The sequence below is a fragment of the Mycobacterium sp. MAC_080597_8934 genome (genome assembly GCF_000523975.1).
In the GTDB taxonomy this organism is placed as follows: domain Bacteria; phylum Actinomycetota; class Actinomycetes; order Mycobacteriales; family Mycobacteriaceae; genus Mycobacterium; species Mycobacterium avium.
In genome coordinates, this window is record NZ_JAOS01000002.1 from 103561 (window position 1) to 130372 (window position 26812).

Consider the following 26812-nt stretch of genomic DNA (forward strand, 5'->3'; position numbering starts at 1 on the left):
CATGGCCGACGAAGCTGATACCCCCTCCGCCGAGGAAAAGTACGACGCAGCAACACAACTCGACACCGACGAGGGAGACGATCAAGACGAGGGCCGGGTCGCGCGCTGGCGCGAACTCGCCCGGCGGCGACGGCTGTCGCGGGCGGCGACGGTGTTGGCGGTCGGCGCGGTCATGGTGGCGGCGTTGGCCGGGTTGAGCGGCTGGCTGGGCTACCGCGCCTATCAGCAGCACGACGCCCAGGCGCGGCGCAACCTGTTCGTCGCGACCGCCCGTCAGGGCGCGGTCAACCTCACCACCATCAACTACACCCAGGTCGACCGCGACGTGCAGCGGATCCTCGATTCGGCCACCGGCGCGTTCCGCGACGAGTTCGAGCAGCGGTCCAAACCGTTCGCGGAGGTGGTCAAGGCGGCGCAATCGAAATCCGAAGGCACCGTGACCGATGCGGGACTGGAGTCGCAGCGCGGCGACTCCGCCCAGGTGCTGGTGGCGGTCGCGGTGAAGTCGCACACCGCCGGCGGCGACGAGCCGCCGCGGGAATGGCGGATGCGCATCGAGGTCCGATCCGTCGGCGATGACGCCAAGGTCTCCAACGTGGTGTTCGTCCCGTGACCGCGCCGAGCGAGACGGCCCGGACCGCCGCCGACACCCGGGAGTCGGACATCGACCCGCAACCAACGTCGTCGCGGGGCAAACGCTCGATCGCCTGGCCGCGGGTGTTCGGCTACGGCATACTGCCCGGGCTGGCGCTGGTCTTGGCGTTGGGCGCCGGCTACCTGAGGTGGTCGGCCGGATCCGCCGACGACCTCGCCCAGGCTCGCGCCCAGTCGGTGCAGGCCGCCCGTGAGGACGCGGTGGCGTTGCTGTCCTACCGGGCGGATTCGGTGGACAAGGACCTCGCCGCGGCGCGTGACCGGCTGACCGGTGAGTTCAAGGATGCCTACGCCGAACTGACCCGCCAGGTCGTCATTCCCGGCGCCAAGGAGAAGCACATCTCGTCCGCGGCCAGGGTCAACGCGGCGGCATCGGTCTCGGTCGCCGAAAACCACGCGGTGGCTTTGGTTTTCGTCGACCAAACCGTCACCATCGGCGACGGCGCCCCCACCGACACCCAGCCCGTCGTCCGGATGACCTTGGACAAGGTCAACGGCCGCTGGTTGGTGTCCCGCTTCGAACCGGTGTGAGGCGTGTCGGTACCGGTGAGCCGCGCCGCCCGCCTGATGGCGGGCGCGGTCGTCGTGTCGGCGGCGCTGCCGGTGCCCGCCGCGCGCGCCGATAACAAGCGGCTCAACAGCGCCGTCGTCTCCGCCGTCTACACCCTGCAGCACCAGGCGGGCTGCACCAACGACGTGGTCAGGAACAACGCACTCACCCTGGCCGCCGAATGGCACGCCGAAGACATGATCAACAACCGAAACATCAACGACGACATCGGTTCCGACGGATCGACGCCGCAGGACCGGGCCAATGCCGCCGGCTTTCGCGGCAGGGCCGCCGAGACGGTGGCCATCAATCCGGCGATGGCGATCAGCAGCCTCGAGCTGGTCAACCAGTGGTATGCCAACCCGGACGACATGGCGATCATCCGGGACTGCGCCAACACCTCCATCGGGGTGTGGTCGGACAACAGCCTGGACCGCACCGTCGTGGTCGCCGTCTACGGCCAGCCCGATCCGGCCCGGCGGTAGCGGCGCGATCGGTGGCGGCTACCCGCTGGAAACGGACTCGCTCGCCAGCTCGCACACGCATACCTGGCCGCCGCGCCGCCAGGTGCCGAACTGTGTTCCGTGCCTGCGCTTGAGGTGCTGGGCGTAGACCTTGTCGCGTTGATCCCGCGAGAACGCGAAGTCCAGATTGACCGGCAAGCCCGCCCAGTCCACCTGGTCACCGGCCGCATTCTCGGCCACCCCGCCGTATCGCCGGGGGCACTGCAGCGGACAGTTCTTCTTCATGACCCGATCGGGTCCATCACACTCCCGAGCCACGACTACGTCACTCCTTCAGGTGCGCGACCTTTTGAGTGCATGGTGCGATGCGCATGTTTCAGCGGTGGGTGTGCGATGTTTCCGCCGTATTACGAGTTCGACGTCGTCGCGGCTAGTGCGGGCTAGTGCGGGCTAGTAGACGTCGCGGTGGTAGCGCTTGTCCGCGCTGAGCGACTGAACGTAGGCCTTGGCCGCGTCGGGGTCGAGATTGCCGAATTCGGCGGCGATGTCGCACAGCGCCCGGTCGACGTCCTTGGCCATCGGGTCGGCGGTGCCGCACACGTACAGCTGGGCGCCGTCCTGCAGCCAGCTCCATAGCTGCTTGCCGCGGTTGCGCATCAGGTGCTGCACGTAGACCTTGTGTTGCTGGTCCCGGGAGAAGGCGAGGTCCAGCTCGGTGAGGAAACCGTCCTCGCGCATCTGCTCCAGCTCGTCGCGGTAGTAGAAGTCGGTGGCGGCGTGCTGCTCGCCGAAGAACAGCCAGTTGGGGCCGCGGTGGCCGAGCGCGCGCCGCTCCTGCAGGAAGCCGCGGAAGGGTGCGATCCCGGTGCCCGGCCCGATCATGATCATCGGGGTGTCCGGGTCGCTGGGCGGGCGGAAGTTGCTCGACGGCTGCAGGTAGACGGCCACCCGATCGCCGGGGGAGCGGGCGGCGAGGTAAGTCGAACACACCCCGCGGCGCGGCACGCCCTGGAAGTTGTAGCGCACCGGCGACACCGTCAGGTGCACTTCGCCCGGACAGGCCTTGGGGCTCGACGAGATCGAATACAGCCGCGGCTGAAGGCGTTTGAGCACCCTGAGCCATTCGTGGGCCGAGGCGGACACCGGCAGCTGCGCCAGCAGGTCGATGGACTGCCGCCCCCACGTCCAATCCGCCAGTGCGCGTTTGTTTTCCGGCTTCAACAGCTCGGCAAGTTTGGCGTCGCCGGTACGCTCCTGCACGAAACGCACCAAATCCCGGCTGATGTGGGCGATCTCGATGCGCTCGGTGAGCGCCGAACGCAGTGACATCAGCCCGTGCTCGCCGACCTCGACCGGGGTCTGCCCGTCCAGGCCGGTGACCGCCAGCCACTCGTCGACCAGCTCATCGCTGTTGCGCGGCCACACCCCGAGCGCGTCACCGGCCTCGTAGCTGACGGCGTCTTCCGGCAGGTTGAACACCAGATGCCGCACGTCCTTGGTGGATTTCGGCCCGTTCAACGTGGTGTTGCGCACCATGTCGGTGATGAGCGGGTGCTTTTTGCTGTAGGTGTGCGGCGCGGGCGTGTTCGGGCGGGACGGTGCCGCCACCGGGGAGGTGCGGGCCGAGACGGTCGCGCCGCCGTCGCCGCCCACCGCGGTGGGGGTGCGGGTCAGGGCCTCGATGACGTCAGCGACCCACTTGGCCGCGGCCTGTTCGTAGTCGGGTTCGCAGTCGACGCGTTCGGCGATGCGGGTCGCGCCCAGCTCGGCCAGCCGCGCGTCGAGTTTGCGTCCGTGACCGCAGAAGTCGTCGTAGTTGGAGTCGCCCAGCGCGAGCACCGCGTAGCGGGTGTTGCCCAATCGCGGTGCAGCGTCGCCGGTCAGCGCGCGCCACAGGCCGGAGCCGTTGTCGGGTGCGTCGCCGTCACCGGTGGTGCTGGTGATCAGCAGCAGTTCCCGCGTCGCCGCCAGCTCGGCCGCCGGGAAGTCGTCCATGCTGTGCAGGGCGACCGGCAGCTCGGCCGCCGCGAGTTGCGCGGCGACCTCGGCGGCGAGCTCCTCGGCGTTGCCGGTCTGCGACGCCCACAACACCACGACCGGGGCCCGCTCGGGCGCGGGTGTGGCACCGGCCGGCGCGGCCGGTGGCTGCTGGACGGCCGGCTGGGGCGGCTCGGGCAGCGCCGCCTGCTGGGATGCGTCGGCGCGGGAGAACAACCCGGCCAGCAGGCCGTCCACCCACAGTCGGGTGCGGGAATCGAAGGGCGCGCTCGGCGGCAGCGTGGGCACGCCACCGGCGCGGCGGCCGACGTCCGAGCGCAGTCCGGTCAGCATCCCGGCCAGGTACGAGCGGCCGAGCTCGTTAAATTCCGGCTTGAATGACGTTGCCACGCCCAGCAATTCGCCGAGGGCATCGACTTGTGACACGCTGATTTCTCGTACCTCCGTGGGCGCGGATTCCGGTGTGTCGTGGCCCGCCGCAGGGCCGGTTCCGATGGTCGAATCGGGGTGGGAGACGGCGACTTTCGTCAGGGTGACGGCACACGCCTTGAATTCGGGCTGGTTCGAGATCGGGTCGACCGCGTCGTTGGTGACCGCGTTGATCGACAGATACTCGCCGAAGGCGTCGTTCCAGTGGAACGGGGCGAAGCAGTTGCCGGGCCGCACCCGGTCGCTGACGACGGCGGGCAGCACGGCCCGGCCGCGGCGGGAAGCGATTTCGACGCGGTCGTGTTCGCCGATGCCCAGCCGGGCGGCGTCGTCGGGATGGACCTCGACGAACGGGCCGGGGTTGAGCTTGTTGAGTTTGGCGACCTTGCCGGTCTTGGTCATGGTGTGCCACTGGTGCGGCAGCCGCCCGGTGTTCAACAGGAACGGGTAGTCGTCGTCGGGCATTTCCTCGGGCTGCAGGTGCGGACGGGCGAAGAACACCGCGCGGCCGCTCGGCGTCGGGAAGGCCAGCCGCGGCACGGTGCCGTCCGCGCGGACCAGTTGTGTCTGGCTGACGCCGTCATTGAGGTAGCGGATCGGGTTGCGGTCGGCCGTGCTCTGCGGCGGGCACGGCCACTGCAGCGGCTGCCGACGCAGCCGCTCATAGCTCACACCGCGCAGGTCGTAGCCGGTCGTCGGATTCCAGAACCGCTTGATCTCCTCGAACACCTCCTCGGCGCAGCTGTAGCTGAACGCCTCGGAAAACCCCATCTCGCAGGCGATCCGGGCGATGATCTGCCAGTCGGGCATGGCCCCACCCGGCGCCGCGACCGCCGGCTGGGACAGCGTGATGTTGCGCTCGGAATTGACCATCACCCCCTCGGTCTCCGCCCACAGCGCCGCCGGCAACAACACGTCGGCGTATTCGCTGGTCTCCGTGCCGAGGTAGGCGTCCTGGGCGATCACCAACTCGGCGCGCTCCAGCCCGGCCAGCACGGTCTTCCGATTAGCAACGGAGGCAACGGGATTGGTGCAGATGATCCAGCATGCCTTGATCTGCCCGTCGGCCATCCGGGAGAACATGTCGATGGTTCCGGTGCCGACCTCGGTGCGCAGCCTTCCGCGGGGAACACCCCACACGTCTTCGACGAACTCGCGGTCGACGGCCGATGCCACCGACCGCTGGCCCGGCAAACCCGGTCCCATGTAACCCATTTCGCGGCCGCCCATCGCGTTGGGCTGACCGGTGAGCGAGAAGGGGCCGCTGCCCGGCTTGCAGATCGCCCCGGTGGCCAGGTGCAGGTTGCAGATGGCGTTGGTGTTCCAGGTACCGTGCGTGCTCTGGTTGAGGCCCATCGTCCAGCAGCTCATGAAGTTGTCGGCCTCGCCGATCAGCTGAGCCGCCGCGCGGATGTCTTGCGCGGGGATGCCGGTGATTTCGCTGACCCGGTCGGGGGTGTACTGCTCCAGGAAGCTGGGCATCACCTCCCAGCCCTCGGTGAACTCGGCGATGAATTCGCGGTCGGTGTGCCCATTTTCGATGATCAGGTGCAACAGGCCGTTGAGCAGCGCGAGATCCGTCCCCGGGGCGATCTGCAGGAACAGGTCCGCCTTTTCGGCCGTCGCGGTGCGGCGCGGGTCGACGACGATGAGTTTCGCGCCCGCCTTGACGCGATCCATCATGCGCAGGAACAGGATCGGGTGGCAGTCGGCCATGTTGGCGCCGATGACGAAGAACACGTCGGCGTGTTCGAAGTCCTGGTAGGAGCCCGGTGGTCCGTCGGCGCCCAGCGACAGCTTGTAGCCGGAGCCGGCGCTGGCCATGCACAGTCGCGAGTTCGACTCGATCTGGTTGGTGCCGATGAAACCCTTGGTCAGCTTGTTCGCCAGGTACTGCGCCTCCAGCGACATCTGGCCGGACACGTACATCGCGAACGCGTCCGGGCCGTGCTCGTCGATGATCGCCCGTAACTGTTTCGCGCACCGGGTGATCGCCTGATCCGTGTCGATCGGTTCGAGCGGTTCGCCGCGGCCGGCCCGCGCGTGCGCCGAGTCCATCCGGCCCGGGGCGGCGAGCAGGTCGGCGGTGGTGGCCCCCTTGGTGCACAGGCGGCCGAAGTTGGCCGGATGTTCTTTGTTGCCAACCGACTTGGCGACGTGACGGCGCCCGGTTTGCGGATCGGTTGTGATCTGCAACACCATGCCGCAGCCGACGCCGCAGTAAGCGCACATGGTGTTCACGGCGTTCTCCGGCGCCATGGACTCCCTGGCCACGCTTACGTCCCTCCGTCGAGTGTGCACGGGTTAGCTCGCTAACGAGTGAGTTCATTGTGGGGCAGCCATGTTTCGGCACCGCTGCCCGAAATTTCCCCCCGTTTACTTCTTCCTCTCAACGGCAGGCACGCCGGTGTGAAATCGCCGGGGAGATTCAGGGCTTGGGATCGTGTTACCGCAGGTCACCGTTGACCATCCGCCCCGGCTGAGGGTACTCACCGCGGCCCGCGCCACGCTTCTTCGAACGGGCTTTTTGACCAAACCGACGGGACATTCACAGTCTTCGCTAAGCTCACCGCGTGCGTCGGCTCATTGTGATGGTGTTGGTTTTGCTGGCCTCCGGTTGCGGCTGGAAGCCACCGGCGCCGCCACAGGCCCGGCCGGACACCTGCAAGGCCTCCGACGGGCCGACGGCCGACACTGTGCGACAGGCGATCACCGCGGTTCCCATCGCGATCCCCGGCACCATCTGGGTGGAGATCGGGCGCGGCCACACCCGCAATTGCCGGTTGCACTGGGTGCAGATCATCCCCACCATCGCCAGCGAGTCGACTCCCCAACAACTGCTCTTTTTCGACCACAACACGCCGCTGGGCACCGCCACCCCGAACGCAAAGCCGTATATAACCGTGCTACCGCCCTCGGATGACACCGTCACCGTTCAATACCAGTGGCAGAAGGGAAATGATCAGCTGTGCTGTCCCACCGGGATCGGAACGGTGAAGTTCCGGATCGGGCCCGACGGCAAACTGCAAACCATCGGCAAGATCCCGAATCAATAACGGCCGCGGGCTCGCGATCGCCCCAATGTCGTTGGGCAACAAGGTGATCGCCATGACGCAGCGGACGGCCACGGGGCGCCGGCCCGCGGGAACTCACAGCTTGCCCTCAGTGAGTTCTTACCGGGAAATGCCGCTTTACTCGGAAAGCGCTGGCATCCTTGACAACCGGTGCCCGGTGCGGTGGTCGGGCGACGTGTCGTGGGTGCCGATCGGCAGAAGGCGGGTTTGATGGCACGGACGCGACGCATCGCGCATTGGGATCCCGAGGATCTGGTGGCCTGGGAAGCGGGCAACAAGCTCATCGCCCGGCGCAACCTGATCTGGTCGATCGCCACCATGCACGTCGCCTTTTCCATCTGGTACCTGTGGTCGGTGATGGTGCTGTTCATGCCGCAGGCCCGCTACGGTTTCACGACCGGCGACAAGCTGCTGGTGGGCGCCACCGCGGCACTGGTCGGGGCGCTGGTGCGCATCCCGTACGCCATGGGCACCGCGCGGCTGGGCGGTCGCAACTGGGCCGTGCTGTCGTCGCTGGTGCTGCTGATCCCCACGCTTGCGGCCATCGTGCTGCTGGCTCACCCAGGGTTGCCGTTGTGGCCGTATCTGGTGTGCGCGGCGCTGACCGGCTTGGGCGGCGGGAACTACGCGGCCGCGCTGGCCAACGTCGAATCGTTTTTCCCGCAGCGGCGCAAGGGGTTCGCGCTGGGTCTCACCGGAGGCGTCGGCAATCTCGGCGCGGCCGGCATCCAGGCGGTCGGACTGGTGGTGCTGGCCACCGCCGGTAACCAGGCGCCGTACTGGGTGTGCGCCGTCTATCTGGTGCTGCTGGCGCTCGTCGGGGTGGGCGCCGCGCTGTTTATGGACAACCTGGACCATTCCGTCGAGGTCGGTCACGTGCGCTCGGTGCTGACGGTGCCCGACACCTGGACGATTTCGTTCCTGTACATGTGCGCCTCGGGCTCGTTCATCGGATTCGCGTTCGCCTTCGGCCAGGTGATAGCCCACAACCTGATCGCCGGCGGGCAGACGCACGGGCAGGCCGCGCTGCACGCCGCCGAGATCGCCTTCGCCGGGCCGCTGCTCGGATCGATGGCGCGGGTGGTCGGCGGCAAGCTGGGGGACCGCTTCGACGGCGGCCGGGTCACCCTGACCGTGCTGGCCGCCATGATCGTTGCGGGCGGCTTCCTGGTCGCGGTGAGCACGCACGACGACCTGACCCGCCCGTCCGGCGCCCCGGTGTCGCTGTACACGACCGCCGGCTACATCGCCGGCTTCATCGCGTTGTTCATCTGCTGCGGCATCGGCAAGGGATCGGTGTTCAAGCTGATCCCGTCGGTCTTCGCGCAGCGCAGCCGGGCGTTGGAGCTCGGCGACACCGAACGACGCCACTGGGAACGGGCCCGGTCGGCGGCGCTGATCGGCTTCGCCGGCTCGTTCGGCGCGCTGGGCGGCGTGGTGATCAACCTGGCGCTGCGCCAGTCCTATGCCAGCACCGGCAGCTCGACGCCGGCGTTCGGGGCGTTCATGCTGTGCTACGTCGCGGCGGCGGCCCTGACCTGGGCCAGATATGTGCGCCCACGCCGGGCGCCCGAGCCGCGCATCGCGCCGGACTGGCAGCCGATGGCCGAGCAGCCGGTCAGCTCGTGAGGGCCTCCGACAGGTTCTCCGGGTGCAGCATCTCGGCGTAGCGCAGCCGCTCGGGGATCCCGAAACCGTCGACCAGGGTTTGGGCGTGCGGCCGCAGCGCCCGGCAGCGGTCGTTGATTCCCCGGGTGACCGCCTTGGCGCGCTCGGTGGACAGGTAGCGGTGCTCGATGTACCAGGCCTTGTCGTCCTCGATCACCGACAGCGCGTACAGGTCGCACAGGATGCCCAACAGCTCGCGGGCCTGCTCGTCGGGGCAGCCGTCGATGCCGGCGACGAACGCTTCCAGCACCACCCGGTCGATGTGCGCGCTGGCCGCGTGCAACACATGGTCCTGCACCGAGTTGAACGCGTCGAATTCGGACATCTCTTTCGATTTCGCCTGCAGCCGCCGCGCCACCGAGGCCAGCAGATACTCCTCGCGGTCTTCGAACATCTTGATCTGGGTGCCGCGGTTGAACAGGCTGCCCTCTTCCTCGCTGTCCTGCCGGGCGTCGACGATGGTCTGGATGATCGTCTCGGCCGCGGTGCGTTTGATGACGCGATCGCCAACGGCGTTGGCGGCGAAGCGAACCCATTCGACCGGACTCATGCTCTTGATGTCGTCGGCGTAGGCGGTCAGCAGCTCCTTGGCCACCAGCTGGGTCAGCACGTGGTTGTCGCCCTCGAAGGTGGTGAACACGTCGGTGTCGCCGCGCAGCGCGATCAGCCGGTTCTCGGCCATATAGCCCGCGCCGCCGCAGGCCTCGCGGGACTCCTGGATCGCCCGCGTCGCATGCCAGGTGTTGGCGGCCTTCAGCCCGGCCGCGCGCGCTTCCAGTTCGCGCTGCTCGTCGGCATCGGGATCGTCGGCGCTCTGGATGTCGTGGCACTTGCTGACCAGTTCGTTCTGCGCGAACTGCAGCGCGTATGACTTGGCGATCAACGGGAACAACCGCCGCTGGTGCACCAGGTAGTCCATGATCAGCACCTCGGAGTCGCCGTCCGGGGTGGTGAATTGCTTGCGCTGCAACGCATATCGGGTGGCGATGTCCAGCGCCACCCGGCCCGCCGCACCGGCGCTGCCGCCGACCGTGATCCGGCCGCGAACCAGCGTGCCCAGCATGGTGAAGAACCGGCGGTTGGGATTCTCGATCGGCGAGCTGTAGGTGCCGTCCGGGGCCACGTCGCCGTACTTGTTCAGCAGATTGACCCGGGGCACGCGGACGTGGTCGAACACGATGCGCCCGTTGTCCACCCCGGGCAGGCCGCCCTTGTATTCGCAGTCCGAGGTGGTCACCCCGGGCAGGTCGTTGCCGTCGGCGTCACGGATCGGCACCAAGAGGCAGTGCACACCGTGATTGAGCGGCTTGCCGTCTTCGGTGGTGATCAGTTGCGCGAATACCGCTGCCACCGTGGCGGTTTCGGCGGCCCCGCCGATGTAGTCCTTGCGGGCCGACGGGGTGGGGGAGTCGATCACGAACTCCTCGGTCGCCGGGTCGTAGGTGGCGGTCGTCTCCAGCGACTGAACGTCGCTGCCGTGCCCGGTCTCGGTCATCGCGAAACAACCGCGCAACTCCAGGCTGATGATCTTGGGCACGTAGGTCTCGTGATGGCGCTCGGTGCCCAGGTTCTCCACGGCCCCGCCGAACAGGCCCCACTGCACCCCGGCCTTCACCATCAACGACAGGTCCGACATCGCCAGCATCTCGATCATGGTGATCGCCGCGCCGACATCGCCGGTGCCGCCGTGTTCTTTGCGGAAGCCGTCAGCGGCCGCGCCGAACGCCGCCATGATCCGCATCTGCTCGGCCACCTTGGTGCGGGCGATCACGGTGTTGGGGGTGTAGTGGGGACGGAACAGGTCCTCGCTCAGCGTCTCCCGCATCCGGTTTCTGACGTCACGCCAACGCCCGTCCAGTGCGTTGCGCAGATGTTCGGCTGTGCTTGTCGTTTCTGGCGCCATGAACCGACCGTAACGTGCGCGTCGCGTCGCCGGAACAACGACGACAATTCATGTCGCCGAACGGATCTTCCCGGGTGAGCGCAACCGGTAGAGGGTCACGCCCGCGGCGGCGACGCCGAACAGCACGAGCATCACCATGTCGAAGACCCACCAGCCGCTGTAGTGCGTCCAGGTCTCGGCGTTGGCGGCCAGCGGGTCGATCCGGCGCAGGTTCACCGTGGACGCCGACGCGGCGAAACCCCACCGGGCCGGGACGAGCCAGCTGATCTGCTGCAGCCCCCACATGCTGACCAGCTGCACCAGGCTTCCGTTGAACAGCACCGCGGCCAGAATCACCGGCACCAGCAGCGGCAGGACTTCGCCCAGCGACTTGCCCAGCGCCGACAGCGCCAGGCCGATCACCGCGGACACCATCGCGGTGACTGCCACGGCGACGTAGAGCTCGAACGTGGCGTCGTGCAGGACGACGGCGCCGTACACCGGAGCACCCTTGACGGCGATGACGACGGCGAACATGACGGCCGCCCAGACGGCCGCGGCCAGCGCGTACACGGCGATCTTGGCGGCCAGGTAGGCCGGCGCGGACAGCCCGACCTGTTGTTCGCGGCGGTAGACGCGATGCTCGCCCACCATGGCCGGAACCGTCAGCGCCGTCCCGATGATCACCGCGGCAACGTTGAGCAGAGCCAGGATCTCGATGGCCTCGTGCGCGTTGGCACTGCTCGGCGCGGGCCGCGCCAGGCCCGAATCGCCGGGGATCAGCAGCGTCAGTCCCGCCAACACGAACGGCAGCAGCGCCAGAAATGCGAAGTAGAGGCGATTGGCGAGCAGCAGCCGGATCTCGCGGCGGGCCACCCACCGCACCTGCCGGTTGCCCGGCAGCGCGGTCGGCGGCGCCCACGGCGCCGCGACCTCCGGCGGGATGGTCGGCGCCGCGGATTGCGGCCGCGCCCGAAACGCGCGATGGGCGCCGTCCGGATCGGCGCCGACCCGGGCCAGCACCGCCGACCAGTCGGCGCTGCCCATCGCGGACTCGGCCTGCAGCGGCGTCCCGAGATAGGCGACCTTGCCGGCGGCGGTGAGCACCAACACCTGATCGCACATGTTGACGTCGGTGAGCGACGTGCGCGACGAGATCGCCGCCACCACGACGCAGCCGAGATTGGCCTGGCGGCGCAGCACGGCCATCACGTGGCGCTGCTGCGCCGCGTTCAGCCCGGCGGTCGGCTCGTCCACCACCAGCAGGCTCGGTCGCGTGACGAGCTCGATCGCCAGTGCGGTGCAGCGCCGCACCTCGGGCGCGAGTTTGCGGATCCTGGTGTCGCGGTGGGTCGTCAGGTCGAGTTCGTCGAGCACCTGGCCGAGGACCCGGTCGCGTTGCTCCGCCGAGGTTTCCGGCGGTAGCCGCAATTCGGCGGCATAGCGCAGCGCTTGTTCGACGGTGAGCCGCCGGTGCAGGCGCTCCTCGCGCGAGACGACCCCGATGCGGGCGCGCATGGCCGCCGGTTCGGCGTGCACGTCGTGTCCGTCGACGGTGACGCGCCCGGAGCTGGGCGTCCGGGTGCCCGCCAGCAGCGCCAGCAGCGCGGCATTGCGCGCCGGGGAGGGTCCGATGACCGCGGTCATGGTGCCGGGCTTCGCCGTGAATGAGATGCCCGACAGCGTCTCGTGGCCGTCGACGGACAGCCCGAGCTGATAGGCCACCACGCCGGTGGTGCGGGCGGCGGTGCGCAGCGGCAGCCGATGGGTGGAGTTGGCTTCGTCGGTGCGGAACGACGGGCGCTGGGCGCGCAGCTTGGAGGTGATCATCCGCTCGATCAGGCCCGGGCCCTTGGGCGGCTCGGGCGCCGGCGCGGGCGGGGCCGGCGGCGGAACGTGAGGGGGAGGCGGTGGAACGGGTGGCGGCGCGGCCGCGGGCATGCGCTGGGTGGCGCTTTGGGTCGGCACCCTGGGGTCGGGGGCGGTCGGCCGGCCCGGCGGAACAGGCGGCGCGGCCGGGGGATTCGGCGGCCGCGGCGCCGAGTGTCCCGGGTCGGCGACCTGGAAAACCAGCCGCGGGCCGTGCCGGGGATCTTCGATGGTGATGGCCAGGCCGTCGCGGATCTCGACCGTCGGGACCCGGGATCCGTCCAGGAAGATGCCGCGGTGGCTCAGGTCGATGGCCACCCAGTGGGCGCCGGTGAAGCGCAGCACCACGTCCACGCGCGGCGCCGGGGGTGGTTGCGGGGCGAGGCGTTCCAGCGGGATGTCACAGCCGGGGCCGTAGCCCACCACCACGTCGCGACCGGGGGCGAAGACGTACCTGCTCGGTCCGGCCCATACGGTCAGCGAGGCCGGAAGCGCCGAAGCCTCGGTCGGCATCGCCCCACCCTTTCGTCACCGGTCTGTTCGACTACGTGTCTACCCTCGCGCCAGGTCCGGCCACCAGCCTCAGGACGTCTGGCGCCGGCCCGCCAGCGAGGACGCGAGGGAGGCGTTGTCGAGCAGCCGTCGCAACACGTCGACCGCCTGCCGCAGCACCTGCCGGTCTTCGGCGTCGAGCAGCGCCAGCTGCGGTTGGATCGCGGCGGCCCGGTCGGCCCGCACCGCGTTCAGGGTGCGCCTGCCCTCGGCGGTGATGCGGATCCGCACCGCGCGCGCATCGCCGGGATCGACCGTTCGGGTGACCAGGCCCGCTTCCTCGAGTCGGCGCACCTGCGTCGTCATCGTCGGCTGCGAGCAGTGGTCGACGGCGGCCAGGTCACCGATCCGGGCCTCGCCGTGAGCTTCGATGGTTGCCAGCAGCCTGGCCTGCGCTGCCGGCAACGGCATCTGGATGCGCTGGGTGGCCAGCCGGTTGAGCCGCGCGACCACGGCGAGCAGGTCGGCCCCCAGTCCCTGCCCTCCCTCGAGCTTTGCGGTGTCGACGACGTTGTCCATGTCTCCATGGTTGCATAGCTTTGCTAAGCGTGGTCTCAGCGCGGGCGCGTGCCGTGCGAAACACCTTCTTCAGCGGACACTCCCGCGGCCGGCTGGCAGAATCGCCCAAGTGACCTTGCTGCGTTTTCGGCCATCCGGACCAGGGGCACTGCGGCCGAATGAGTTGGCACAGGCCGCGGTCATGGGGGCTCTGTGTGCGGCGATCGAGATCCTCGCCGCGGTGATCCCATTCGCTCAGGGACTGGGCGTGCTGGGCACCGTGCCCATGGGATTGCTGGCTTACCGCTACCGCCCCCGCGCGCTGATGGCCGCGACGGTAGCCGGCGGGGTGATCGCGTTCCTGATCGCCGGGCTGGGCAGCCTTTTCATGCTCGTCGACTGCGCCTGGGTCGGCGGATTGTGCGGCATCGTCAAACGCAAGGGTCGCGGCACGCCGACGGTCGCGTTGTTGTCGTTGATCGCTGGCGTGCTGTGGGGCGCCGGATGGGTCGCGGTGTTGGCGGTGCTGACCCGGCTGCGTCATCTGTTCTTCGACGTCATCACGGCCAACGCCAACGGCGTTGCGGCCTTCCTGAACTGGATGCACCTGCAGGGCGTGGGCGCAGGGCTGAAGCGGTACGTCGCCGACGGGCTGCAGCACTGGCCGCTGCTGATCTTCCCCTACATGATCCTGTTGGTCGTCGTCGTCTCGTTCATCAGCTGGTCGGCACTGTCTCGGCTGCTGGATCGGATGCGCAAGATCCCCGACGTGCACAAGCTGGACCCTCCCGACGACGGGCACGCCGCCATCGGGCCGGTTCCGGTGCGGTTGGAGAACGTGCGGTTCCGTTATCCGGGTGCCGAGCAGGACGCGCTGCGCGAGGTCAGCCTGGACATCCAGGCCGGCGAACACGTCGCGGTCACCGGCGCCAACGGCTCGGGCAAGACCACCCTGATGCTGATCCTGGCCGGCCGGCAACCGACGTCGGGCACCGTGCACCGGCCCGGCGCGGTGGGACTCGGCGAGGTCGGCGGCACGGCAATTGTGTTGCAGCACCCCAAAAGTCAAGTCCTGGGCACCCGGGTCGCCGACGACGTGGTGTGGGGTCTGCCGCCGGGCACCGACATCGATGTGCACCGGTTGCTGCGCGAAGTCGGCCTGGACGGGCTGGCCGAACGCGACACCGGAAGCCTGTCCGGCGGCGAGTTGCAGCGGCTGGCGCTGGCGGCGGCGCTGGCGCGGGACCCGAAGCTGTTGATCGCCGACGAGGTCACCACCATGGTGGACCAGCAGGGCCGAGATGCGTTGCTGGGCATCCTGTCTGGTCTCGCGAAACGGCATCAGACCGCCCTGGTGCACATCACCCACTACGACAACGAGGCCGCGTCCGCCGACCGCGTCATCAAGCTCAGCGACTCACCGGACAACACCGTCGCCGCCGAAACCAACGCCGCGGCCGCGCCGGCCGTCGCCGTCCCGCACGGTTCGGGGGTGCCCGTGCTGGAGCTCATCGACGTCAGCCACGAATACGCCAGCGGCACACCGTGGTCCAAGGTCGCCCTGCGCGATGTCAGCTTCGTGGTGGAACAGGGCGACGGGCTGTTGATCCACGGCGGCAACGGCTCGGGCAAGTCGACGCTGGCCTGGATCATGGCCGGGTTGACCACTCCCACCAGCGGCAGCTGCCTGATCGACGGCCGGCCCACCAACGAGCGGGTCGGCGAGGTCGCGCTGTCGTTCCAGTCGGCCCGGCTGCAGTTGATGCGCGATCACGTGGACACCGAAGTGGCGTCGGCTGCCGGGTTTTCGCCCACCGACCAGGACCGGGTGGCCGAGGCGCTGATGTCGGTCGGACTGGATCCGGCGATGGGCAAACGGCGCATCGACCAACTCAGCGGCGGCCAGATGCGCCGGGTAGTGCTGGCCGGCCTGCTGGCCCGGTCCCCGCGGGCGCTGGTGCTCGACGAGCCGCTGGCCGGGTTGGACATCGGCAGCCAGCGCGGCCTGCTGCGGCTGCTGGAAAACCTGCGCAGAGAACGGGGTTTGACGGTGGTGGTGATCTCGCACGACACCGTCGGGCTCGAGGAGCTGTGCCCGCGGTCGCTGTACCTGCGCGACGGAGCCCTGCAAACGGCGTCCACCGCGGCGGGGGGAATGCCGTGACCGCGCCCTCGGACACCAAGTCGCCGGCCGGCCGGACTCGGCGGCCGCCGCGACCGGTGGTGCTGCTGGTCCCGGTGCCCGGCACCTCGAAAATCCACGAATTGTGGGCCGGCACCAAACTACTTGTGGTGCTGGGTGTTTCGGTGCTGCTGACGTTCTTTCCGGGGTGGGTGACCGTGGGGTTGATGCTGGCCCTGCTGGTGGCCGCGGCCCGGCTGGCCCACATTCCGCGCGGCGCGCTGCCCTCGCCGCGGCGCTGGATCTGGATCGTGCTGGCGGTGGGCGGCATCACGGCCGCGCTGGGTGCCGGGAGTCCGGTGGTCTCGATCGCCGGGCTGCACATCGGGTTGGGCGGAACGCTGCACTTCCTGCGCGTCACCGCCTTGTCGATCGTGTTGATCGGGCTGGGCGCGATGCTGTCGTGGACCACCAACGTCGCCGAAATGGGGCCCGCCCTGGCCACTTTGGGACGCCCGCTGCGGTGGCTGCGCATCCCGAGCGACGAATGGGCCGTCGCGCTGGCGCTGGCGCTGCGCGCCTTCCCGATGCTGATCGAAGAATTCCAGGTGCTCTACGCGGCCCGCCGACTGCGCCCCAACCAGACACCGCGCAGCCGCCGGGCCCGCCGCCGTCAGCAGGCCCGGGACATGATCGACTTGCTCACCGCGGCAATCGTCGTGACGTTGCGCCGCGCCGACGAGATGGGCGACGCGATCACCGCCCGGGGCGGTATCGGGCAGTTGTCGGCCGCCCCGGCGCGACCGAAACTCGCGGACTGGGTGACCCTGACCATCACCGTCGCCGCCGGCGCCATCGGGGTGGCGCTGGACTCGATGATCCCCTTCCAGTAGGCCGGCCGGTTCCTGCGCGCCCGCTAGGGCCGCATCCGGTCGATGAGGTTGGACAACACGACGATGCTTTCGCTGCGTTCGACGTCCGCGCTGGACCGGATCCGTTCCAACGCCACCTCCAAATGCCGCATGTCGCGGGCCAATACGTGCAGGATGGCGTCCGGGGTGCCGGTCACCGTCGCGGCGCTGAACACCTCGGGGATGTCCACCCAGGCCGCCCGCAGCTCGTCGGGCGCGATGCGGCCGTGGCAGAACACCTGAACGTAGGCCTCGGTGTTCCAGCCCAGTGCGTTGCGGTCGACGACGGTGGTGAAGCCCTTGATGACCCCGCTGTCCAGCATCCGGTCGACGCGGCGCTTCACCGCCGGCGCCGACAGGTTCACCTTGTCGCCGATTTCGGCGAAGGTGGCGCGGGCGTGCTCGGTCAGCTCGGCGAGGATGCGCTCGTCGGTGTCGTCCAGGCGATCCATGGCCCCTCCCCGGTGCTGAGACAACAGATCATCGAATATCCGACTATAGCGCAATAAATCGACGGCAGACACGCAATGATAGTCGTTTGATTGTTCAGGGGACCGCAAATACCGTTGATGGATGACGGATCAATACGTGCGGGCAGCCCGCCCGGTGCCCCGATCAGCCGCCCGCACCGGCCGGGTGCACCGGCTCCCCAGCGTCCGCCGGTATGCGATGACGCGACCGTCCTTCTTCGCGGTCGACTACGCGATCAACCCCTGGATGGACGTCACCACCCTCGTCGACGCCGGCCGCGCGCAGGCCCAGTGGGAGGCACTGCGCCGCACCTATTTACGGCTCGGCCACCGGGTGGACGTGATCGAGCCGGTGGCCGGGCTGCCGGACATGGTCTATGCCGCCAACGGCGGGTTCATCGCGGGAGACGTCGCGATCGTGGCCAGGTTTCGGTTCGCGCAGCGGGCCGGCGAGTCTCGCGCCTACGCCGAATGGATGCGCTCGCTGGGCTATCGGCCGCTGCTCACCCGCCACGTCAACGAGGGGCAGGGCGATCTGCTGAAGGTCGGCGACATCGTGTTGGCCGGCTGGGGGTTTCGCACCGACCGCCGGGCGCATCCGGAGATTTCGGCCGCGCTGCGCGCGCCGGTCGTGTCGCTGGAACTGGTCGACCCGCGCTTCTACCATCTCGACACCGCGTTGGCGGTGCTCGACGATCGCACGATCGCGTTCTACCCGCCCGCGTTCAGCGACACGGCCCGGCGGCAACTGGGTGCGCTGTTCCCGGATGCCATCGTGGTCGGCCCGGCCGACGCGCACGTGTTGGGCCTCAACGTCGTCTCCGACGGGTTACATGTGGTACTGCCCTCTGCCGCAACGGGTTTCGCAACCCAATTGCGCCGGGCGGGGTTCGAGCCGATAGGCGTCGATTTGTCCGAGCTGCTCAAAGGCGGCGGCTCCGTCAAGTGCTGCACATTGGAGGTGTTTCCATGACGATTCTGGACGGGCAGCTCACCGCGACCCGCGTGGATTCTGCGATCAGGCTGGCGGAAAAGCGTGCCGCGCACAACTATTCGCCATTACCGATCGTCGCCGCGAGCGCGCAGGGGGCGTGGATCACCGATGTCGACGGCCGCCGCTACCTGGACTGCCTGTCCGCCTATTCCGCGGTGAACTTCGGCCACCGCCACCCCGAGATCGTCGCCACCGCCCATGCGCAGCTGGACACCGTCACGCTGGTCAGCCGCGCGGTCCATTCCGACAAGCTCGGGCCGTTCTGCGCGGCGCTCGCCTACCTGTGCGACAAGGACATGGTGCTGCCGATGAATTCGGGCGCCGAAGCCGTGGAAAGCGGCCTCAAGGTGGCCCGCAAGTGGGGGGCCGAGGTCAAGGGGGTTCCCGCCGGCCAGGCCAATATCATCGTGGCGGACAACAACTTCCACGGCCGCACCATCAGCATCGTCAGCTTCTCCTCGGACGCCGCGGCACGGGACGGGTTCGGCCCCTTCACGCCGGGATTCCGCTCGGTGCCGTTCGGTGATGCCGGCGCGCTGGCCCAGGCGATCGACGACAACACCGTCGCGGTGCTGCTGGAGCCGATCCAGGGTGAGGCCGGCATCGTCGTCCCGCCCGACGACTACCTGCCGGCCGTCCGCGCGCTGTGCAGCGAGCACAACGTGCTGATGATCGCCGACGAGATCCAATCCGGCCTGGCGCGTACCGGTTACACGTTCGCCTGCGACCGGTGGCGGGTGGTGCCCGACGTCTACCTGCTGGGCAAAGCCCTGGGCGGCGGGGTGGTTCCGCTGTCGGCGGTGGTGGCCGACCGGGAGATCCTGGGTGTGTTGCATCCCGGCGAACACGGCTCCACCTTCGGCGGCAACCCGCTGGCCGCCGCGATCGGCACCACCGTGGTGTCCATGCTGGCCCGCGGCGAGTACCAGGCACGCGCGACCGCGCTGGGCGCGCACCTGCAGCGGCGGCTGCGGGCGCTGGTCGGTCACGGGGTGGACGAGGTGCGCGGCCTGGGGTTGTGGGCAGGGGTGGACATCGACCCGTCGCTGGGCAGCGGCCGGGAGATGAGCCTGCGGCTGGCCGAGCGGGGCGTGCTGGTGAAGGACACGCACGGCGCGACCTTGCGCTTCGCGCCGCCTCTGGTGGTCACCGCGCAGGAGATCGACTGGGCGGTCGGCCAGCTTGCTGCGGTGTTGCGGGAGGCTGCTTCATAATCAGCTGACCCGGCAACAGGAGGGGCAATTGCCAGCCACGCCGATCGGCTTGAGAGCACAGCTGCTGCGACGACGCCCGGTGGTGGGCGCACACGTGGCCCCCGGCACCGCCGATCACCTCCGGCGCGGCATCGGGACCTTCCAGCTGACCATGTTCGGGGTCGGGTCGACGATCGGCACCGGCATCTTCTTCGTCATGTCCCAGGCCGTCCCCGAGGCCGGCCCCGCGGTCATCGTCTCCTTCCTGCTCGCCGGCGTCGCCGCCGGGCTGGCGGCCGTGTGCTACGCCGAATTGGCTTCGGCGGTACCGGTTTCGGGCTCGTCGTATTCCTACGCCTACACCACGCTGGGCGAGGTGGTCGCGATGGGCGTGGCGGCCTGCCTGCTGCTGGAATACGGGGTGGCCACCGCCGCGGTCTCGGTGAACTGGAGCGGCTACTTGAACAAGCTGCTGAGCAATGTCGTGGGATTCCAACTGCCGCATGCCTTGTCGGCCGCACCGTGGGACGCGCAACCCGGCTACGTCAATCTGCCGGCGGTCATGCTGATCGGGATGTGCGCCCTGTTGCTGATCCGCGGGGCCAGCGAATCGGCCAAGGTCAACGCGATCATGGTGATGATCAAGCTCGGCGTGCTCGTCGTCTTCGGGATCCTTGCCTTCACCGCGTTCGACGTGCACCACCTCGACGACTTCGCGCCGTTCGGTGTCGCCGGTGTGGGCACGGCCGCCGGCACCATCTTCTTCTCCTACATCGGCCTCGATGCGGTGTCCACCGCGGGCGACGAGGTGACGAACCCGCAGAAGACCATGCCGCGCGCGCTGATCGCCGCGCTGTCGACCGTCACCGGCGTGTACGTGTTCGTCGCGCTCGCCGCGCTGGGGACGCAGCCGTGGCAGGACTTCGGCGGTCAGCAGGAGGCCGGGCTCGCCACCATCCTCGACCATGTTACGCACGGCAGCTGGGCCAGCACCATTTTGGCTGCGGGCGCGGTCATTTCGATCTTCAGCGTCACGCTGGTCACCATGTACGGCATCACCCGCATCCTGTTCGCCATGGGCCGGGACGGGCTGCTGCCGCCGCGGTTCGCCAGGGTGAACCCGCGCACCATGACGCCGGTGAACAACACCGTGATCGTCGCGGTCGCCGCCTCTACCCTGGCCGCGTTCATTCCGCTGCAAAACCTGGCCGACATGGTCTCGATCGGCACGCTCACCGCGTTCGTCGTCGTCTCCGTCGGGGTGATCGTGTTACGGGTGCGCGAGCCCGACCTGCCACGCGGGTTCCGGGTCCCGGGTTACCCTGTCACGCCCGTCCTTTCGATCATGGCCTGCGGGTACATCCTGGCGAGCTTGCACTGGTACACCTGGATCGCGTTCAGCGGCTGGGTGTTGCTGGCGCTGATCTTCTACTTCGTCTGGGGCCGTCACCACAGCGCACTCAACGACGCGGCGGTCGACCCGTCCGGCCAGGAGCGCTGACCGGCTTACCGGCGGGCCGCGGCGTTGGCCGCCGCCTGAGCCGCCTCAGTGTCGTGGCGACATCGCCGCGGCCGGAGAACATTTCGTCGAAGTAGGGCCGCAGCGCATCGTTGCCGGCGGCGAAGCCGGCGCCGCCCGGGGCGGCGATGCGCGGCCCGTTGAGCACCGCGAAGAAGGGTGTGACGTCCACGCCGCGGGCGGCCCAGTAGCGGAAGTACACCGGTTGCGCCGAGGTCACCGCGGGAATGGCCGCGCCGTAGCGGCCCAGGTATTCGTTGCCCTGCCTGCTGCCCATCCAGGCCAGCACCTGGCGCACCGCCCCGGGATGCTTGGTCGCGGCGTTGCCCGCTGCGGCAATGCCGTTGGTGACGCTCACCCGGCCCACCGGCCCGGCGGGCATCATCGCCACACCCCACCGGAAGCGCGCATCGCGGGCCACCGGCGCCAGGTTGTAGGTGCCCGATTGGAAGAGGGCCATCCGGCCGGCGAGGAACTGGTTGCGGGAGAAGTCGCCGTTGTCGTTGGTGTCGGCGGCCGGGGGCGCGACGTGGTCGCGGTTGATCAGGTCGACCAGGTAGCGAAACGCCGACACCGCGGCGGGATTGTCGAAGGCGAACTCGTCGCCGCGCTGGAAGACACCGCCGGCCGAACCGATGTAATTCAGGTAGATGCCCTGCGGGTCGTTGGCCGCGTTGTAGCCCCACTGCCGCACCCGTCCCGGGTCGAATCCCCGGGTGTCGCCGCGGTTTCCGTCGGCGTCGACGGTGAGCCGGGCCAGCAGCGGACGCAACGTGTCCCCGCGGGCCGGGTCCCACCGCAGGCTGTTCAGCTGGGCCGGGTCGATGCCGGCCGAGCCGAGCAGGTCCGCGTTGTAGTACAAGGCGATACCGGCGTCCGTGAGCTGCGGCACGCCCCACAGCTGTCCGTGCCGGGTGAACTGCTCGACGACGGGTCGCTCCCAGTCCGCGGCCGCGTTAGTGCCAAGTGTGTCAAGGATATTCAGCAGTCGGCCGCTGTCGGCGTAGGCGGCGAGGTAGGCGTTGGACAGCCAGAAGATGTCGTCGGCGCTGCCACCGGCGACGTCGGTGCGCAGGGTGTTGAAGTAGGTCGAGTACGCGACCATGTTGACGTGCACTTCGATGTCGGGATGGACACGGGTGAACGCCGCGAACGATTGCCGGTAAGCCTCGGCGAGCTCGTCGCCCCAGACTCGCACCGTCACGATCGTTTTGTCGCCGTGCGGCTGCCCGGAATAGTCCAGCAGCACCGCCGCCGCGGCCAGCAACGCGGCGACCAGCGCCACCGCCCCGGCGACCAGCGTGGAGAAGCGGGGCCGGGTCACTTGAGTCCCGAGACGACGATCGAGGCGACGATGTGACGCTGGAAGATGACGAACAGCGTGACCAGCGGGACGATCGCGATGGTGGTCGCCGCCATCACCAGCGTCCATTGCGCGTTGAACCGGGTCTGCAGATCGGCGGTCGCCACCGTGAGCACCCGCCACTTGTGCCCGCTGGTGATCACCAACGGCCACATGAAGTTGTTCCACTGCGAGACCACGGTGATCAACGCCAGCGCGGCCAGCACCGGCCGGCTGGACGGGATCACCACGTGCACGATCACGTCCAGGGTGTGGGCGCCGTCCAGGCGGGCGGCATTGACCAGGTCGTTCGGAATCATGCGAAAGTGCTCGCGCAGCAGGAAGATTGCGTACGGCGAGCCGAACATGAACGGCAGCACCAACGCCCAGAACGTGTTGCGCAGGCCCAGCTGGGCCATCATCAGATACATCGGCACGATGGTGACCGTGCCCGGCACCATCAGCGTCGCGATGTAGACCCAGAACAGCGCGTCGCGGCCGGGAAACCGCAAGCGCGCGAACGCGTATCCGGCCAGCACCGAGAACGTCAGCTGGCCGACCAGGATGACCGCCGTCATCAACGCCGTCACCGCCGCCGCGCGGCCGAACCCGGCCCCGGCCAGGTCGGCGAAATTGGACAGGGTGGGCGGTCGCGGCAGCTGCAACGGGGTGCCGGTGACGAATTGATGCGCCGAGGTGAACGCCGTCAGCAAGCCAAGTGTGAACGGCGCCAACGTGATCAACGCGCCCACCAGCAGGCCGGCGTAGATCGCGATGTTGGCGCGAGCGCGGTCAGGTGAGGTCATAGCTGATCCGCCGCCGGAAATACAGATGCTGAACCAGGGTGACGCCGATCAGGATCACGAACAGCACCACCGCCATCACCGACGCCCGGCCGATGGCCGCCGAGCCGAACGCCTCGGCGTAGATGCGGTGTGCCACCAGGTCGGTGCGGCCGGCGGGACCGCCGCCGGTCAACGCGTACACCGTGTCGAAAACCTGTGCGCTGCTGACGATCCCGGTCACCAGCACAAAGAACGTCGTCGGTCGCAGCATGGGCATGGTGATGCGCCAGAACCGCTGCCACGCGTTGGCGCCGTCGGTGCGTGCCGCCGCGTGAATGTCCCCGGGGATGGCGAGCAGGCCGGCCAGGAACGACAACGAGACATACCCGACGTTGGTCCACACCACGACGGCCGACACCAGCGGCAGTGCAAAGCTCGGGTCGGACAGCCATTCGATGCTGTGCCCCAGTACCGCGCTCACCGCGCCGTCGGTGGGCGCCAGGATCCAGCGCCACAGCACCGCGATGGCCAGCGGTGCGCAAATCCACGGCAGCACATAGACGGTGCGGAACAGCCCGGTGCCGGGCAGCCGGCGGGCCAGCATGGTGGCGGCCAGCAGACCCAGCGCCGTCTGCGCCGGGACCACCATGGCCACGAAGACGGCCGTGACCATCAGCGAGTTGCCGAACCCGGCGTCGGTCAGCACCGACCGCCAATTGGACAGGCCGACAAAGCGCAGCGGGCCCAGCAGATCCCACCGGCACAGGCTCAACCAGATCACCACCAGGATGGGCAGCAGTAGAAACGCGAGCACACCGAACAAGCTCGGCGCCAGCAGCGCGTAGCCCAACGCGGTGGACCGCGGTGCAACCCGGCGTTCGGCGCTGGCCATGGGGTAATTAAAGCGGGCGCTGCCACGGTTTGTGGGGACCGGCCGTTACGGTGGAGCCGTGACACCGAACCGGGGGATCGATGCCGACTTCCTGGACCTGCCGCGCCACGAACTGGCCGACGCGGCGCTGTCCGCGGCCACCGCGGCCGGGGCCAGCCATGCCGACCTGCGGGTTCACCGGCTCATCACCGAGATCATCCAGCTGCGCGACGGCGAGCTGGAAACCGCGGTGATCAATCGCGAGGTCGGGTTGGCGGTGCGGGTGATCGTCGACGGCACCTGGGGATTCGCGTCGCACGCGGAGTTGGCGCCGTCGGTGGCCGCCGAGACCGCCCGCCGCGCCGTGCACGTGGCCACCACGCTGGCCACGCTGAGCAGCGAGCGGGTCGAGCTGGCGCCCGAACCCGTCTACCGAGACGCCACGTGGGTGTCGAGCTACCGGATCGACCCGTTCGACGTCTCCGCCGCCGACAAGATCGGCGTGCTGGGCGACTACTCGGGGCGGCTGCTCGCCGCTGACGGCATCGATCACGTGTCGGCGCTGCTGACCGCCGTCAAGGAGCAGACGTTCTACGCCGACACGTTCGGCTCGTCGATCACCCAGCAGCGGGTGCGGGTGCTGCCCTCGCTGGAAGCGGTGACGGTGGACGCCCAGGCGGGCAGCTTCGACTCGATGCGGACGTTGGCGCCGCCGATGGGTCGTGGCTGGGAGGCCCTGGCCGGTGACGAGGTGTGGAATTGGACCGACGAGCTGGCGCAGCTGCCGTCCCTGCTGGCCGAGAAGGTCAAGGCACCCACAGTGGTTCCCGGGCCCACCGACCTGGTGATCGACCCGACCAACCTCTGGCTGACCATTCATGAATCGATCGGGCACGCAACCGAATACGACCGCGCCATCGGCTACGAGGCCGCCTACGCCGGCACGTCGTTCGCCACACCGGACAAGCTGGGCACTATGCGGTACGGGTCGCCGGTGATGAACGTGACCGCGGACCGGACCGTCGAATTCGGTTTGGCCACCATCGGTTACGACGATGAGGGGGTGGCCGCGCAAAGCTGGGATCTGGTGCGCGACGGGATTTTCACCGGTTATCAGCTGGACCGGGTGTTCGCCCGGCGGCTCGGACACCCCCGCTCCAACGGCTGCTCGTACGCGGATTCGCCGCATCACGTGCCGATCCAGCGCATGGCCAATGTCTCGCTGCAGCCCGCCCCCCAACAGATCAGCACCGACGACTTGATCGCCCGGGTCGAGGACGGCATCTACATCGTCGGCGACAAGTCGTGGTCAATCGACATGCAGCGCTACAACTTTCAGTTCACCGGCCAGCGGTTCTACCGGATTCGCGGCGGGCGGCTGGACGGCCAACTGCGCGACGTCGCCTATCAGGCCACCACGACCGATTTCTGGAATTCGATGGAGGCGGTGGGCGGCCCGGCCACCTGGCGGCTGGGCGGGGCGTTCAACTGCGGCAAGGCCCAGCCGGGCCAGATCGCGCCCGTCAGCCACGGCTGCCCGTCCGCGCTGTTCCGCGGCGTCAATGTGCTGAACACCCGGACCGAGGGCGGACGATGATCACCCCGCAGCATGTCGTCAACGTCGTGCTCGACGAGGCTGCCAAGCTGGGCGGCGCCGACGAGACCATGGTGCTGGTCACCGACAAGGTCGAGGCGACGCTGCGCTGGGCGGGCAATTCGATGACCACCAACGGGGTTTCGGTGAGCCGGAGCGTGACGGTGATCTCGGTGGTGCGTCGCGGGTCCGGCGCGCGCATCGGAACGGTGGTGTCGGCCGAGGCGGACCCGCGGGTGCTGCCCGGGCTGGTCGCGGCGTCGCAGCAGGCCGCCGCGTCGGCGCCGGAGGCCGGCGACGCCGCACCGCTGCTCGCCGACGGCGGGGAACCCGCCGACTGGGACGCGCCGGTGCCCGGCACCGGGCCGTTGATCTTCGCCGACCTCGCCGACTCGCTCGGCCGGGGTTTCCGCGGCACCGATCGGCTCTACGGCTTTGCCCACCACAGTGTTTCGACCACTTTCGTGGCGACCTCGACCGGGTTGCGGCGGCGCTTCACCCAACCCACGGGGGCGGTGGAGATCAACGCCAAGCGCGGCGACGCCAGTGCCTGGGCGGGTGTGGGGACACCCGACTTCGTCGATGTGCCAACCGATTCGCTGCTCGAGCAACTGTCGACGCGGCTGGGCTGGGCGCGGCGCAGCGTGGAGTTGCCGGCGGGGCGTTACGAGACGATCATGCCGCCGTCGACGGTGGCAGACATGATGATCTACATGGCCTGGTCGATGGCCGGCCGCGGCGCTCAGGAGGGCCGGACCGCGTTCTCGGCGCCCGGCGGCGGGACCCGGGTGGGCGAGCGGCTCACCGACCTGCCGCTGACGCTGTTCTCCGATCCGATGGCGCCCGGGCTGATCTGCACGCCGTTCGTCGCGGTGAGCAGCTCCTCGGAGACGGTGTCGGTGTTCGACAACGGCATGCCGATCGACCACGTCGACTGGATCCGCGACGGGGTGATCACCGCGCTGGCCTATCCGCGGGCCGCCGCCGCCAAATACGACGCCGACGTCGCGGTGGCCGCCGACAACCTGGTGATGACCGGGGGGACGGCCAGCCAAGCCGACATGATCGCGGCCACCGAGCGCGGCCTGCTGTTGACCACGCTGTGGTACATCCGGGTCGTCGAGCCCACCACGCTGTTGGTCACCGGCCTGACCCGTGACGGCGTCTACCTGATCGAGGACGGGCAGGTCACCGCGGCCGTCAACAACTTCCGGTTCAACGAGAGCCCGCTGGACCTGCTGCGACGGGCCACCGAGGCCGGCGTCAGCGAGAAGACGCTGCCCCGCGAGTGGGGGGATTGGGCCACCCGCGCCGCGATGCCGGCGCTGCGCATCCCCGACTTCCACATGTCCTCGGTGAGCCAGGCCCAGTAG

20 protein-coding genes and 1 pseudogene are annotated in these 26812 nt (G+C 69.0%); 12 read left to right on the top strand and 9 right to left on the bottom strand.

The window, feature by feature from the left end; all coding sequences use genetic code 11:
* Nucleotide 1: 1 nt before the first annotated feature.
* From NF20_RS02445 to NF20_RS02455, 3 genes are all read left to right on the top strand, one after another.
* Complete coding sequence (locus NF20_RS02445) at nt 2–613, top strand: hypothetical protein (protein WP_033713242.1); 612 nt, start codon at nt 2–4, stop codon at nt 611–613.
* An 89-nt stretch (nt 614–702) separates the two neighbouring features.
* A complete protein-coding gene (locus NF20_RS02450) occupies nt 703–1185 on the top strand; it encodes a hypothetical protein (RefSeq protein ID WP_306454605.1) in 483 nt (160 codons plus the stop codon).
* A gap of 3 nt (nt 1186–1188) precedes the next feature.
* A complete protein-coding gene (locus NF20_RS02455; protein ID WP_033713243.1) occupies nt 1189–1689 on the top strand; it encodes a CAP domain-containing protein in 501 nt (166 codons plus the stop codon).
* 18 nt (nt 1690–1707) lie between these two features.
* On the opposite strand, the gene NF20_RS02460 is transcribed toward NF20_RS02455, so the two are convergent.
* Both NF20_RS02460 and NF20_RS02465 read right to left on the bottom strand, forming a co-directional pair.
* The gene (locus NF20_RS02460; RefSeq protein WP_009976307.1) at nt 1708–1953 is read right to left on the bottom strand and encodes a hypothetical protein; all 246 of its coding nucleotides are present in this window, start codon (nt 1951–1953) and stop codon (nt 1708–1710) included.
* 165 nt (nt 1954–2118) lie between these two features.
* Nucleotides 2119–6354, bottom strand: a complete 4236-nt coding sequence (locus tag NF20_RS02465; protein WP_033713245.1) for a bifunctional nitrate reductase/sulfite reductase flavoprotein subunit alpha — start codon at nt 6352–6354, stop codon at nt 2119–2121.
* Between the two features lie 332 nt (nt 6355–6686).
* Between NF20_RS02465 and NF20_RS02470 the strand changes: the two genes are divergently transcribed.
* Entirely contained in the window at nt 6687–7151 is a 465-nt protein-coding gene (locus NF20_RS02470; protein WP_003872476.1) for an LppP/LprE family lipoprotein, read from the top strand.
* Nucleotides 7152–7379: 228 nt separating this feature from the next.
* Entirely contained in the window at nt 7380–8798 is a 1419-nt protein-coding gene (locus NF20_RS02475; RefSeq protein ID WP_033713355.1) for a nitrate/nitrite transporter, read from the top strand.
* Here the strand turns inward: NF20_RS02475 and NF20_RS02480 are convergent.
* The 3 genes from NF20_RS02480 to NF20_RS02490 all read right to left on the bottom strand — a co-directional run bounded on the left by NF20_RS02480 (nt 8788) and on the right by NF20_RS02490 (nt 13659).
* A complete protein-coding gene (locus NF20_RS02480) occupies nt 8788–10740 on the bottom strand; it encodes an acyl-CoA dehydrogenase (protein WP_023898649.1) in 1953 nt (650 codons plus the stop codon). The genes NF20_RS02475 and NF20_RS02480 overlap by 11 nt on opposite strands.
* Nucleotides 10741–10788: 48 nt before the next feature.
* Nucleotides 10789–13101: an ATP-binding cassette domain-containing protein gene (locus tag NF20_RS02485; RefSeq protein WP_033713248.1), complete on the bottom strand. Its 2313-nt coding sequence runs from the start codon at nt 13099–13101 to the stop codon at nt 10789–10791.
* Nucleotides 13102–13170: 69 nt separating this feature from the next.
* Complete coding sequence (locus tag NF20_RS02490; RefSeq protein ID WP_003872472.1) at nt 13171–13659, bottom strand: MarR family winged helix-turn-helix transcriptional regulator; 489 nt, start codon at nt 13657–13659, stop codon at nt 13171–13173.
* A 181-nt stretch (nt 13660–13840) separates the two neighbouring features.
* Here NF20_RS02490 and NF20_RS02495 point away from each other — a divergent pair, with 181 nt between their 5' ends.
* Together NF20_RS02495 and NF20_RS02500 are read left to right on the top strand one after the other, a co-directional pair.
* Nucleotides 13841–15802, top strand: coding sequence for an ATP-binding cassette domain-containing protein (locus NF20_RS02495; RefSeq protein WP_033713357.1), 1962 nt, complete (start codon nt 13841–13843; stop codon nt 15800–15802).
* Nucleotides 15799–16653 carry an energy-coupling factor transporter transmembrane component T family protein gene (locus NF20_RS02500; protein WP_033713249.1) on the top strand — a complete coding sequence of 285 codons (855 nt, stop codon included), beginning with the start codon at nt 15799–15801 and terminating at the stop codon, nt 16651–16653. Before NF20_RS02495 ends, NF20_RS02500 begins: the two co-directional genes overlap by 4 nt.
* 23 nt (nt 16654–16676) lie before the next feature.
* Here NF20_RS02500 and NF20_RS02505 read toward each other — a convergent pair whose 3' ends face one another.
* Nucleotides 16677–17123, bottom strand: a complete 447-nt coding sequence (locus tag NF20_RS02505) for an Lrp/AsnC family transcriptional regulator (RefSeq protein ID WP_003872469.1) — start codon at nt 17121–17123, stop codon at nt 16677–16679.
* A gap of 121 nt (nt 17124–17244) precedes the next feature.
* On the opposite strand from NF20_RS02505, the gene ddaH reads away from it, so the two are divergent.
* Genes ddaH through NF20_RS02520 form a run of 3 tightly spaced genes read left to right on the top strand, consistent with a single transcriptional unit; the run spans nt 17245 to nt 20829 of the window.
* Nucleotides 17245–18114 (top strand): dimethylargininase, encoded by an 870-nt coding sequence (gene ddaH / locus NF20_RS02510; RefSeq protein ID WP_023865661.1) that lies wholly within the window; start codon nt 17245–17247, stop codon nt 18112–18114.
* Complete coding sequence (rocD, locus tag NF20_RS02515; RefSeq protein WP_023865662.1) at nt 18111–19349, top strand: ornithine--oxo-acid transaminase; 1239 nt, start codon at nt 18111–18113, stop codon at nt 19347–19349. Before ddaH ends, rocD begins: the two co-directional genes overlap by 4 nt.
* A 28-nt stretch (nt 19350–19377) precedes the next feature.
* Nucleotides 19378–20829, top strand: a complete 1452-nt coding sequence (locus tag NF20_RS02520) for an amino acid permease (protein ID WP_003872467.1) — start codon at nt 19378–19380, stop codon at nt 20827–20829.
* A 5-nt stretch (nt 20830–20834) separates the two neighbouring features.
* On the opposite strand, the pseudogene NF20_RS02525 reads toward NF20_RS02520, so the two are convergent.
* The 3 genes and pseudogenes from NF20_RS02525 to NF20_RS02535 form a co-directional block, all read right to left on the bottom strand.
* Nucleotides 20835–22171: pseudogene (locus NF20_RS02525) on the bottom strand (extracellular solute-binding protein).
* On the bottom strand, nt 22168–22995 hold the full coding sequence (locus tag NF20_RS02530; protein WP_009976322.1) for a carbohydrate ABC transporter permease: 828 nt from the start codon (nt 22993–22995) through the stop codon (nt 22168–22170). The pseudogene NF20_RS02525 and the gene NF20_RS02530 overlap by 4 nt, the downstream one beginning before the upstream one ends.
* Nucleotides 22982–23866, bottom strand: a complete 885-nt coding sequence (locus tag NF20_RS02535) for a carbohydrate ABC transporter permease (RefSeq protein WP_023898679.1) — start codon at nt 23864–23866, stop codon at nt 22982–22984. Before NF20_RS02535 ends, NF20_RS02530 begins: the two co-directional genes overlap by 14 nt.
* A 58-nt stretch (nt 23867–23924) precedes the next feature.
* Between NF20_RS02535 and NF20_RS02540 the strand changes: the two genes are divergently transcribed.
* Both NF20_RS02540 and NF20_RS02545 read left to right on the top strand, forming a co-directional pair.
* Entirely contained in the window at nt 23925–25442 is a 1518-nt protein-coding gene (locus NF20_RS02540) for a TldD/PmbA family protein (RefSeq protein WP_023898681.1), read from the top strand.
* Nucleotides 25439–26812, top strand: coding sequence for a metallopeptidase TldD-related protein (locus NF20_RS02545; protein ID WP_033713250.1), 1374 nt, complete (start codon nt 25439–25441; stop codon nt 26810–26812). Before NF20_RS02540 ends, NF20_RS02545 begins: the two co-directional genes overlap by 4 nt.